13 protein-coding genes are annotated in these 11119 nt (G+C 62.5%); 7 read left to right on the top strand and 6 right to left on the bottom strand.

The window, feature by feature from the left end; translation table 11 throughout:
* The first annotated feature begins 40 nt into the window (after window positions 1–40).
* Genes ACRTG1_RS00125 through ACRTG1_RS00115 form a run of 3 tightly spaced genes read left to right on the top strand, consistent with a single transcriptional unit; the run spans window position 41 to window position 1452 of the window.
* Entirely contained in the window at window positions 41–508 is a 468-nt protein-coding gene (locus ACRTG1_RS00125) for a group III truncated hemoglobin (RefSeq protein ID WP_206548946.1), read from the top strand.
* Window positions 501–983 (top strand): DUF4149 domain-containing protein, encoded by a 483-nt coding sequence (locus ACRTG1_RS00120; protein WP_432515491.1) that lies wholly within the window; start codon window positions 501–503, stop codon window positions 981–983. Before ACRTG1_RS00125 ends, ACRTG1_RS00120 begins: the two co-directional genes overlap by 8 nt.
* A 4-nt stretch (window positions 984–987) precedes the next feature.
* On the top strand, window positions 988–1452 hold the full coding sequence (locus ACRTG1_RS00115; RefSeq protein ID WP_206546470.1) for an RrF2 family transcriptional regulator: 465 nt from the start codon (window positions 988–990) through the stop codon (window positions 1450–1452).
* A 39-nt stretch (window positions 1453–1491) separates the two neighbouring features.
* On the opposite strand, the gene ACRTG1_RS00110 is transcribed toward ACRTG1_RS00115, so the two are convergent.
* The 6 genes from ACRTG1_RS00110 to ACRTG1_RS00085 all read right to left on the bottom strand — a co-directional run bounded on the left by ACRTG1_RS00110 (window position 1492) and on the right by ACRTG1_RS00085 (window position 6974).
* A complete protein-coding gene (locus ACRTG1_RS00110) occupies window positions 1492–1956 on the bottom strand; it encodes a pseudoazurin (RefSeq protein ID WP_432515490.1) in 465 nt (154 codons plus the stop codon).
* Window positions 1957–2070: 114 nt separating this feature from the next.
* On the bottom strand, window positions 2071–3537 hold the full coding sequence (locus ACRTG1_RS00105; protein WP_432515489.1) for a M81 family metallopeptidase: 1467 nt from the start codon (window positions 3535–3537) through the stop codon (window positions 2071–2073).
* A gap of 25 nt (window positions 3538–3562) precedes the next feature.
* Complete coding sequence (locus ACRTG1_RS00100) at window positions 3563–3928, bottom strand: RidA family protein (RefSeq protein WP_113157060.1); 366 nt, start codon at window positions 3926–3928, stop codon at window positions 3563–3565.
* A 21-nt stretch (window positions 3929–3949) separates the two neighbouring features.
* On the bottom strand, window positions 3950–4774 hold the full coding sequence (locus tag ACRTG1_RS00095) for a carbohydrate ABC transporter permease (protein WP_206995810.1): 825 nt from the start codon (window positions 4772–4774) through the stop codon (window positions 3950–3952).
* Complete coding sequence (locus ACRTG1_RS00090; protein WP_113157062.1) at window positions 4771–5646, bottom strand: carbohydrate ABC transporter permease; 876 nt, start codon at window positions 5644–5646, stop codon at window positions 4771–4773. Before ACRTG1_RS00090 ends, ACRTG1_RS00095 begins: the two co-directional genes overlap by 4 nt.
* 95 nt (window positions 5647–5741) lie before the next feature.
* Complete coding sequence (locus ACRTG1_RS00085) at window positions 5742–6974, bottom strand: ABC transporter substrate-binding protein (RefSeq protein WP_432515488.1); 1233 nt, start codon at window positions 6972–6974, stop codon at window positions 5742–5744.
* A 274-nt stretch (window positions 6975–7248) separates the two neighbouring features.
* Between ACRTG1_RS00085 and ACRTG1_RS00080 the strand changes: the two genes are divergently transcribed.
* Genes ACRTG1_RS00080 through ACRTG1_RS00065 form a run of 4 tightly spaced genes read left to right on the top strand, consistent with a single transcriptional unit; the run spans window position 7249 to window position 11081 of the window.
* Complete coding sequence (locus tag ACRTG1_RS00080) at window positions 7249–8022, top strand: SDR family NAD(P)-dependent oxidoreductase (RefSeq protein WP_244974885.1); 774 nt, start codon at window positions 7249–7251, stop codon at window positions 8020–8022.
* Window positions 8023–8033: 11 nt separating this feature from the next.
* Window positions 8034–9104: an ABC transporter ATP-binding protein gene (locus ACRTG1_RS00075; protein ID WP_113157065.1), complete on the top strand. Its 1071-nt coding sequence runs from the start codon at window positions 8034–8036 to the stop codon at window positions 9102–9104.
* A gap of 2 nt (window positions 9105–9106) precedes the next feature.
* Window positions 9107–10018 (top strand): MurR/RpiR family transcriptional regulator, encoded by a 912-nt coding sequence (locus ACRTG1_RS00070; RefSeq protein WP_113157066.1) that lies wholly within the window; start codon window positions 9107–9109, stop codon window positions 10016–10018.
* A gap of 4 nt (window positions 10019–10022) precedes the next feature.
* The gene (locus ACRTG1_RS00065; RefSeq protein WP_432515487.1) at window positions 10023–11081 is read left to right on the top strand and encodes a D-TA family PLP-dependent enzyme; all 1059 of its coding nucleotides are present in this window, start codon (window positions 10023–10025) and stop codon (window positions 11079–11081) included.
* Window positions 11082–11119 lie beyond the last annotated feature (38 nt).

Raw genomic sequence — 11119 nt, 5'->3', positions numbered from 1 at the left:
GATAAAAGTGGCGTAGAATATATCACTTTAGGAGCATGCCATGAGCGATGCATTGTCGGCGCGCCCAAGGCCGCAGCCTGACGAGGCCCTGAAAGACCCGGCGGTGGACCGCGCTTTCATCGGCCGTCTGGTGCGGGAATTCTATCGCCGTGTTCGCAGCGATGCGCGTCTCGGCCCGATTTTCGCCGGAGAGATCAAGGACGACTGGGAACCGCATCTGGAAAAGATGACGGACTTCTGGTGCGCCGTGATCCTGAAGGATGGCAGCTATCACGGCCGACCCGTGCCTGCGCATGTGAAGCTCACCACCGTCGAGGAATCCGACTTCGACATCTGGCTCGGCATCTTCCGGCAGACGGTTGCAGATCTGTGCGCGCCGGGCACCGCGGCGGTCTTCGTCGAGCGGGCCGAGCGCATTGCAAGGAGCCTGCGGCTGGCCATGTTCTTCCGCCTGCCTGCAGCGCTCGGACCGGATGCGGCGCGTGCGAGGAGTGCAGGCAATGCGTGAGAACGAAACCAGCCCCGCAGCGCTCGCCGCCTATGGCTTCATCGCCCTCATCTGGCTGGGCATGGTGTGCGGCGTTTCCTTTTTGGCCACACCGGTGAAATTTCAGGCGGGCTCGATGTCGCTGCCTGTCGCGCTGGAGATCGGCAATGTCACCTTCGCAGCCTTTTCGCGCGTTGAATGGGCGCTGGCCGTCCTGCTGATGATGGCGACGGTGTTCGTTTATCGGCGACGCGTGCTTCTTCTGGCGACGGCGCTTCTGGTGGTGATCCTCGCCGTGCAATCATTCTGGCTTCTGCCCGTGCTTGACGCGCGCATGGCGGCCGTTATCGCCGGTTCGCCGCTGCCGGCCTCCATGCACCACTTCATCTACGCTTCCGGCGAGGGCCTTAAAGCGCTCATCCTGCTTGGCGCATCGCTTTGCGCCCTGTTCGGTCTGGTGCGCTCCCACAGGGTTTCCGGCGCAGCGCAGGGGTGACGCCATGCGTATGACGCAGCAGACGGATTATGCGCTCAGGATGCTGATTTATCTGGCGCTGCGGGGCGATGCCGGTTGCACGGTGAGCGAGGTGGCGAATGCCTATGATCTGTCGCGCAACCATCTGCTGAAAGTCGCGCGTCGGCTTTCGCAGATGGGTGTGGTGACCACGGAGCGCGGCCGCTCCGGTGGCATCGCGCTGGCGCGTGCGCCGGAGGAAATCACCCTTGGTGCGGTCGTGCGGGAGATGGAGGAAAGTTTCGCGCTGGTCGCCTGCATGGGCGGTGGCGCGACGCGCTGCGCACTTAACCCGGCCTGTCGCCTGAGGGGCGTCGTGGCCGAAGCGCTGGATGCATATCTGGCGGTGTTCGACCGCTATTCGCTTGCCGATCTCGTGGCCGAGCGTTCCGCGCTTGCCGGGCTTCTGGGCCTTGCGCTGGAGCCTCCCGCGGCCCCGGCCCTGAATTAAAGCCGGGCAGGAAACCCGCCCGGCATAGCCCTGCCCGGATCAGTTGGCGGCGAGTTTTTCCGGCAGCGCTTCAAACAGTTCGGCAAAGTGCTTCTTCGCCTTGCCGGGGTGCTTGACCTTCGCCGCAGCATCGGCATTTCCCGGCTCGCCGACCACCACCAGGGCGACCATCCCCATGCCGTAATGCGGGGTGCATTTGACGCCGTAAATGCCTTCTTCCGTCAGCGTCACCGAGAAATCCTTGCTGACCTTGCTGCGGAATGTTTCGGCGCCCTCAGGAACCATGCCCTTGATGGTCTCGGCATTGTGGCCGGGATCGACCGAGACGAAATTGATCGTGTCGCCGGGCTGCGCGCGAACGAAATCCGGCTCGAAAACCATCACGCCCTTCTCGCCCTTGTTGAGCATCCTGATCTCAAACTCGGCGGCGAAGCCGGGCGTTGAGACGATGCCAAGGGCAAGGCCGGCAACAAGTGCCACGGCGGCGGTTTTGATCGCTTTCATGAATGGTCTCCTGGGTTCGGCTTCGAACGCTTGATATCGACGGCTCCTTCTAGCCGTCGACATGGAGACACACTTTGCGATTGGTCAAACAGGCCGCATTTGAGCGCAGGTTTTCTACTGGAATGCGTTCTCGTCTATCGGCCAGATTGGGCGGGCGAGTTTGGTGTATCCCGCCGTCTTCGGATTGTTCGGATAGCACCCTTCCACCGCCGCGTAGATGATCTCTTCCGCGATGGGCGCAAAACCCGCATGGAAGTGGTTGGTCGACTTGATGAGAAGCACCTGCTTTTCCAGCGGATCGACCCCGAGATTGGAAAAGATATCCGGCTCGAAGGTCTGGGTGCGGTTGGTGTTGAGCACGATGTCGATCTCGGTGCCGACAAGCCGCACCACAGCCGCCGGGCCAAGCGTGACGCGGCTGGTGCCGAAGGTCTGCCACCCTTCTTCCGCCAGCCTGCGGATTTCGAATGTGCCGTCGAATGGCGTGCCACTGGCCGCATTCGCCTTGCCGCCGATGCGCATGTCGAGAATGGTGCCCTCGCCCGCGCCATGGGCAAAGCCGACGGCCTGCGGATCCCAGATGGTCGCGACACCCGCGCGCGTGATGCCGCTTTCAACAAGCGCATGCAAAAGCGCGGTGTTGTCGCCTGCGGTTCCGCCACCGGGATTGTCCCACATATCCGCGATCACGACGGGTTTTCCGCTCCTGCCGCCGGCACCGGCTTTCGCGATGGCGTCTTCGATGGAGAGGCTGTTCATCGCGGTCATGCCACGCATGCCGCGCACCTCCAGCCCCAGTTCTTCGGCCAGTGCGTCACCGGCCTCCGGCGCATTATCGGTGACGACCATGACCTGGGTGCCAAGCTCGGGCACGTCGCCGCCCATGAAGCCATGGATCAGCGAGACCGAAAGAACGTCCCCCCTGCCCTGCAGCGCCTTCATGCGGTCCACGAAGGAGCGCATGGGCTCGCGGCTCGTGGGAAAGACGTCGACCATGCGGCAGTCGAAGGTGGAGATCACGGGGCGGATTTCGCCGCGCGTGGCGCGCAGCGCCAGATCCACCACATGCTCGGCGCGCTCGAGAAAATCCGTATGCGGAAACTCCAGAAAGGCGGCGAGAATGTCCGCCGCCGCAACGCGCTTCGCCGTCAGATGGCTGTGCGGGTCGAGTTCGGCGGCAACGATCACATTGGGGCCGACGATCTCGCGCACACGGGCGAGCAGATCGCCCTCGCAGTCGTCGAGCCCGCGCGCCACCATGGCCCCGTGCAGGCCGAGCACCACGCAGTCCACCGGCATGGCGGCCCGGAGCTGATCGAGAATCTCATCGCGCAGCGCCTCATAGACATCGAGACGGACATAACCGCCCGGTTCCGCCCAGGTGGCGGTGCCCTCGATCAGGGTGAAACCCTCCTCCTTCGCCCGCCGCCGCAGAACCGGAATCGGCGCGGAGCAGAGCGTCGGGGTTTCGGGATGGTCGCCGGGTTTGGCGTAGAAAGCCATCTCGAAATCCCCGCGATCCGTGGGGATGGGCGAAAAGGTGTTGGTTTCGGTGGCGAGCGACGCCGTGAAGACACGCATGCGATGAGATTCCGGTTTGTCTGGATCAGAGCGGCTTGTAGGCGACGGCCTCGACCTCGATCTTGATGTCGAGCATCAGCCGCGATTCAACGGTGGTGCGCGCCGGCGGATCCTTGGGGAAGTGCTTTCCATAGACGGCGTTGAAGGGGCCGAAATCGCGCGCGTCTTCCAGCCACACGGTCGTCTTGACCACATCGTCCAGCGAGCAGCCGGCGAGCGCCAGCGCGGCCTTGACGTTGGCCATCACCTGCTGGGTCTGCTCGGTGATGCCGCCCTGAACGACAACGCCATCCTCACCCACGGGCACCTGGCCCGAAATGTAGACGAAGTCGCCGGCGCGAACGGCGGGGGAAAGCGGCACATGGGATGTGCCAAAGCACTGCTTGGTCATCGATAAACTCCGTTTTGAGACCTATTTCACCGCGCCGATCGCGAGGCCGCGCACGAGATAGCGCTGCAACCAGGCAAAGATGATGGCGACGGGAATTGTGGCGACGAACGTGGCCGCCATGACATGGTGCCATTCGACCGTGTAGCGGCCGGCAACCAGCGAGAAGATCTGGATCGGCAGCGTGTAGCTCTCCTGCCGTCGCAGCATGGTGAGTGCGATCACGAACTCGTTCCAGGCATTGATGAAGGAGAAGATGGCGGTAACCGTCATGGCCGGAAGGGCAAGCGGCAGGAACACCATAACCAGCGCCTTTGCCGGGCTCGCGCCCTCGATCCAGGCGGCTTCCTCCAGATCCTTCGGGATGGTGGAGAAATAGCTCTGCAGCATCCACACCGTGAAGGCGACGTTGAACGCGCCATAGACGAAGACGATGGAATTCACATTGTCGAGCAGGCCGAGCCACACGACCAGTCGGAACAGGCCGATCACCAGCACGATGGGCGACAGCATCTGCGTGACCAGAAGGAACTGGCGGAAGAAGCCCTGTCCCGCGAAACGGAAACGGCTCATCGCATAGGCTGCGGGAATGGAGACGGCGAGCGCCAGCACGGTCGACAGAACCGACACATAGACCGAGTTCCACAGCGCATTGCCGAAATTGGTGACGGCCCACATGTCGATAAAGTTGCGCCATGCCGGCTCGCGCGGCCACCAGGTGGGCGAAAGCACTTCATTTGCCGGCTTGATCGCGGTGATGAACATCACGGCGAACGGGAACAGGATCAGCACGATGAGCGGCGAGAGCAGCGCCCAGTAGAGGAGGGATTTTTTCAGCTTCGGGCTCATGTGCGTTCCCTCCGCATGGCCAGCGAGACATAGAGAACGGTGAAGGCAAGCAGCAGCACGAACATCATCACCGAAAGGGCCGAGGCCTCGCCGAGTTTCCCGAAGCGGAAGCCCAGCTTGTAGAGATAGGTGACGAGAATATCGGTGGAGTTCGCAGGACCGCCCTGCGTGGTGGCCCAGATGATCGGGAACGAGTTGAACACATAGATCATGTTCAGCACGATGGAGATGTTCAGGAACGGCTTCATCAGCGGCAGGGTGATCTCGCGGAATGTCTGCCAGCGCGACGCGCCCTCAAGCTTCGCCGCCTCATAAAGATCGTCGGGAATGGAGGAGAGTCCTCCGAGAAAGATCGTCGTGGTGAAGGGCACCGTGACCAGAATGCCGATCATGATCTGCACCGGAAAGGCGGTGGAGGCGCGGGCGAGCCACTGGATGTTCTGGTCGATGAGACCGAGGCCATGAAGGCCGGAATTGAGCATGCCGCTTTCGCCGTTCAGCGCCCAGCGCCAGACAATGGCGGTCATGGTCAGCGACACGGCCCAGGGCAGCATGATGATGACGCGCGCAATCGCGCGGCCATAAAAATCCTCATTGAGGATCATGGCGACGGGCACGGAAACGACGAGCGTGCCGATGACGATGGCGCCGGTCCAGATGAAGGTGCGCCACAGCGCGCCCAGAAAATCAGGATCGGTGAAGACCGCCACGTAATTTTCGACACCGTTGAAACCGCGCAACTGGCCGAAACGATTGACGTCATTGAGCGAAATCGTGCCGAGCTGGTAGAGCGGCCACAGGATGATGAACGCGGCGAGCAGGAACCCCGGCAGGATCAGCAGATAGGGATTGGTCAGAGGCGAGCGGATCATGGTCCCGTCACGTTTTGCCGGCTCATCGCCGGATGAAACTTGGAAGTCGGCATGCGCGGCGCTGGGCCGCGCATGCCGGTTCGGTCAGGCCGTGATCAGTTGCCGAGAATGCTGTTGATCTCGCCGGCAGCGGCATCAAGCGTGGCCTTGGCCTCGCCATTGCCCAGATAGATGGTCTGGACCGCATCTGACGTGGTTGCCGCGATCTCCTCCCAGCCGGCGATGACCGGTGCAAAGCGGGCGTCCGGCAGAAGCGCGGTGAACTCCTTCAGATCGGCATTGTCGGCAAAGGCCGGCTGCGCCGCGACTTCCGGATTGACCGGCAGGAAGCCCTCGCCGGAGGTGAACTTGGCGCGCCATTCGGTGGTGAACAGCTGATCGAGGAACTTCCAGGCCAGATCCTTGTTCTCGGAATTCTCGAACATGATGATGGAATCGGTCACGCCATAGGTGCCACGGTCACCCTCGGGACCGGCCGGAATGGCCGCCACGCCATATTTGAGATCCGGCGCTTCTTCCTTGATCTGGTTGGAAAGGAACGGCGCGGTGATCATCATGCCGACCTTGCCCTGCTTGAACAGGTTCTGCACGTCCTCACGATTGTAGGAGGTGACGCCCGGCTGCGTTGCGCCGGAATCGATCAGCGACTTGTACATCTCCGCCGCCTTGTAGCCGGCATCGGTGTCGAGGCCGGACGTGCCGTCTTCTTCCACCAGCTCGCCGCCATAGGCCCAGAACGCATAGTAGAAATAGACGTCCGTCTCGATTTCCTTGCCCTGAAGTCCGAAGCCGGCAATATCATCGCCCAGCGCGCCGATCTTCCTGGCTGCCTCGGCAAGCTCATCCCACGTGTCGGGAACTTCGGTAATGCCGGCCTGCTCGAACAGGTCCTTGTTGTAATACATGGCGCGGGCCGATGCGGCGACCGGCAGCCCATAGGTCTTTTCCTGCATCACCGAAGGCTCAAGGAAGACCGGGAAGAAGCGATCTTTGAAGTCCTGAGTCATGTAATCATCGAGCGGTGCGGCAATGCCCTGATCCACGAAGTCGATCAGCCAGCGCGTGCCGATGATCGAGAGATCGGCATTGGCGCCGCCGGAAATATCGGTGGTCAGCTTTTGCAGAAGCACATCCCACGGCACCACTTCGACCTGGATTTCGGAGCCCGGATTGGCTTCCTCAAAGGCTTTTGCGGCTTCCTCGAAATACGGGCCGGTTTTCGAGCTGTATTCCGCAACGGTCACGCGCACAGTCTCTGCATGCGTCCATCCCATCGCGGCTAACAAAGCAGCGCCGGCAACGGCTGTCCTGAGTGCAGTCCTTTTCATGTCTGTCTCCCTGTTCCTCTCTTGGGTTCCTGTTCCATCTCCCGTTCGGGAGGCGGCGGCCGACCTGTTTTCCCGGTTGCCTTCTCGGCGTGAGCGGCAATCTTTTATGTAATTTTTTTACAGAAATTCGCTTCTGGCAAGGAAAATCGCACAATCGTGTTGCTAAATTACGATTTTTCGGCAAGCTTTAGATGTCGGCTGGTGTAACTGCCGACGCCCCGTCTGCCTGTGAAACGAAAAACACGAGCACAAAAGCGGCGGACGAAACGAGCGAATGAATGGGAGTGCAATGATCGATCTTGGTGGCCAGAGAATCGTCGTAACGGGCGCGGCCGGTGGCATTGGCCGGGCCATGGTGGAGGTTCTGTCGGGTTTCGGGGCTTCAGTCGTCGCGTGCGATCTGGATGAGGCCGATTTATCCTTCGCCGGCGTCGCAGAGGCGCAGCGTTTCGACCTGCTGGACGATAAAGCGGTCGAGGCGGCTGCAAAACGGATCTGCGAAAACGGGGTCCCTTCCGCCATCATCTCCAATGCCGGGTGGACACGCGCCGAAACGCTGGATGACGTCACGCCCGAAGCGCTGACCCATGAGCTGAACCTCAATCTGCGCAGTGCGGCGCGTCTTTCGCAGGCGTTTCTGCCGGCCCTCCGCCAGCGCGAAGGCGGCGCGGCCTTCGTCTTCATCTCATCGATCAACGCGCTCTCCCATTACGGCAACCCCGCCTATGCGGCTGCCAAGGCGGGGCTGATCGCCTGGATGCGCGCGGTCGCCACGGAAGAAGGCCGGCACGGCATCCGCGCCAATGCGATCACGCCTGGTTCCGTTCGCACCATGGCGTGGGATCATCGCATCGAGCGCGACCCGGAGATTCTCGGCAAGGTCGGAGCGCTTTATCCGCTGCGCCGCATGGTGGAGCCTGCGGAGGTGGCGCGCGCCGCCGCTTTCCTCGCCTCCCCGCTTTCAAGCGGCATCACCGGCACGGTGCTTCCCGTGGATGCAGGCATTTCCGCCGGAAACCTGCCCTTTCTCGAACAGATCGCCGGCTAAGGAGCCCCTTCATGGCTGAGTTGAAACTGACGGATATCTGCAAACGCTACGGCTCTCTGACAGTCATCGAGAAACTGTCTCTGGCCATCGACGATGGCGAGTTTGTCGTTCTGGTCGGGCCGTCCGGCTGCGGCAAGTCCACGCTTCTGCGCATGATTGCGGGGCTGGAAGCGATCAGCGCCGGCGACCTCATGATCGGCGGCGCGCGCGCCAACGATATCCCGCCACAGAAGCGGGACACCTCCATGGTGTTCCAGTCCTATGCGCTCTTTCCGCATATGAGCGTGCGCGACAATATCAGCTTCGGTCCGCGCGTGCGCGGCGAGCCCAAGGACGAAACGGAGCGCCGCATCAAGAAGGCGGCTGAAATTCTCAATCTTGGCGACTATCTGGATCGCAAGCCGGGACAGCTTTCCGGCGGTCAGCGCCAGCGCGTCGCCATGGGCCGCGCCATCGTGCGCGATCCGAAAGTATTCCTGTTCGACGAGCCCTTATCCAATCTCGACGCCAAGCTGCGCATCCAGATGCGCACCGAGATCAAGGCGCTGCATCAGAAGCTCGGCACCACCATCGTCTATGTGACCCACGACCAGATCGAAGCCATGACAATGGCCGACCGGATCGTTGTCATGAATGGCGGCAATATCGAGCAGGTGGGCACGCCGCTGGAGCTCTATGACAACCCCGCAAACACCTTTGTCGCCGGCTTCATCGGCTCGCCTGCCATGAGCTTCCTTCAGGCGCGGACGGAAAGCGCCGATGGCGCGCCGGTTGCCGTTCTGGGCGATGGCAGCAAACTGCCCATCGCCGCCGGCGCGGGCGACGGACGCCCGGTCACGATCGGCATCCGGCCTGAATCCTATGTGCGTGACCCGCAGGGACCGCTGGCGCTCAAAGTGGCGGTGGTGGAGCCGACAGGACCGGAAATCCATGTGTTCGGAACGATTGCGGGCGAGGATGTGCGCGTCGTCCTGCGCGACCGCGATCTGCCGCGGCCCGGTGAGGAATTGCGGCTTGCGGTGCCCGTCGAGCACGTGCATCTGTTCGACCACGACAATGGCCAGCGACTGAAGGCAGCCTGAGAATGGACGAACGCGCCCCCAACGATACGGAACGAACGGTCGATATCATCGCCCGGCTGCAGGACCGGCTGGAGCGGGGGCGCGGCGCGGAAATTCGTCTGGTCGAGAGCATTCTGGCCGATCCGCATTTCGCGGCGCACGCGCCGATTGCGCAGATCGCCGAACGGGCGGGCGTGAGCGAACCGACCATCACGCGGCTGGCGCGGGCGCTCGGTTTCCCCGGCACGCGCGACATGCGTTTTCACCTTGCGCAGGCGCTCGCCATTGGCGGGGCCTATCTGCGCGAGCCGAGCGCGCCGGTGGAGGAGCTGCCGCTTTCCGGTCAGGTGGTCGCAAAGGTGGCGACCGGCGCACATGCCGCGCTCGACCTCATGTCGATGGCGCTGGCCGATATCGATCTGGAGCCGATGGCCCGCAGCATCAGCCGGGCAAGCCAAATCCTGATCTATGGCACTGGCGGCAGCTCGTCCTTTGCCGCCGTGGAATTGCAGAACCGGCTCTTTCGCCTTGGCCTGCACGTCACCGCCCACACCGATCCGCAATTGCAGCGCATGAGCGCTTCCGTTCTGGAGCCGAAAGCGGTGGTGATCGGGTTTTCCGTTTCGGGCCAGGCGCCCTCCGTCATGGATGCGGTGACCATCGCCCGCCAGTATGGCGCGCGGGCTTACGTGGTGACGACGCCCAACACGCCGCTGGCCGAGGCCGGCGACGCGCTTCTGCCGCTGACCTTCAAGGAAGACGGCAATCTCTACAAACCTTCCTCCATGCGGTATGCGCTGCTGGCGAGCGTCGACATCATCGCCATGGCGACGGCCCTGACGCTCGGCAAGAAGGTGCTTGAACCGCTGCGCCGCGTGCGCCATAGCCTTGCCAGCCAGAATATCCGCGATCCCGAACTGCCCATTGGAGACTGATGCCGTGCGCATTCTCGACCTGGAAACGCCGGCGGTGGTCATCGACCGCGCCAGGGCGAAAGCCAACCTTGTTCGTGCCCAGGCCTATGCCGACGAACATGGTCTGAAGCTACGCCCGCACATCAAGACGCACAAACTGCCCATGTTCGCAAAGCTTCAATGCGACCTGGGCGCAGTGGGCATCACCTGCCAGAAAATCGGTGAGGCCGAAGTGATGGCCGATGCCGGGATTACCGACATCTTCATCCCCTACAACATTCTGGGCGCGGGCAAGCTCGACCGGCTTCTGGCGCTGCACCGGCGCATCACCATCTCGATCACCGCCGACAGTGCGGTGACGGTGGCAGGCTATGCCGCGCATTTCACCGATCCCGATCATCCCCTTCCGGTTCTCATCGAGTGCGATACGGGCGCGGGGCGCTGCGGCGTGCAGACGATGGAAGAGGTCGTGACGCTCGCGAAAGAAATCGACGCAGCACCTGGCCTGCGCTTCGAAGGCTTGATGACCTATCCGCCGCGCGGGAAACTCGCCGAGGTGGAAGAATGGCTGAGCGAGGCCATCGCCGCACTTGAGAAAAACGGCCTCAGGGCGAACACGGTTTCCAGTGGCGGCTCGCCCGATTTCTACGAGGCGGGAAGCGTGAAGAGCGCGACCGAGCACAGGCCCGGAACCTATATCTATTCAGACCGGATGCAGGTGGCTTTCGGCCATGGCACGCTGGAAGACTGCGCGTTTACGGTGCTTGCCACGGTGGTGAGCCGCCCGACGGAGAACCGCGCGGTCATCGATGCGGGCTCCAAGGCGCTCGCCGCCGACCTCGCGCCCGTGCCCGGCCATGGTCACATCGTGGAATATCCCGATGCGGTGATTACCGGGCTCAGCGAGGAGCACGGCGTCATCGATCTTTCAGGCTCTGCCAAAAAACCTGAAATCGGCGAGAAAGTGCGCATCATTCCCAACCATGTCTGCCCGGTGTCCAACCTCTATGACGCGGTGAACCTTGCCGATGGCGACACCGTCACCGAGACCGTTCCGGTCGCTGCGCGTGGCCGCCTGACCTAGAGCAATTCCAGGAAAAGTGGGGACGCTCTAGATCCTGC

Source organism: Nitratireductor sp. PBL-C9 (assembly GCF_050877045.1).
In the GTDB taxonomy this organism is placed as follows: Bacteria; Pseudomonadota; Alphaproteobacteria; order Rhizobiales; family Rhizobiaceae; genus Nitratireductor; species Nitratireductor aquimarinus.
This window is presented reverse-complemented; position numbering and strand designations above follow the sequence as displayed.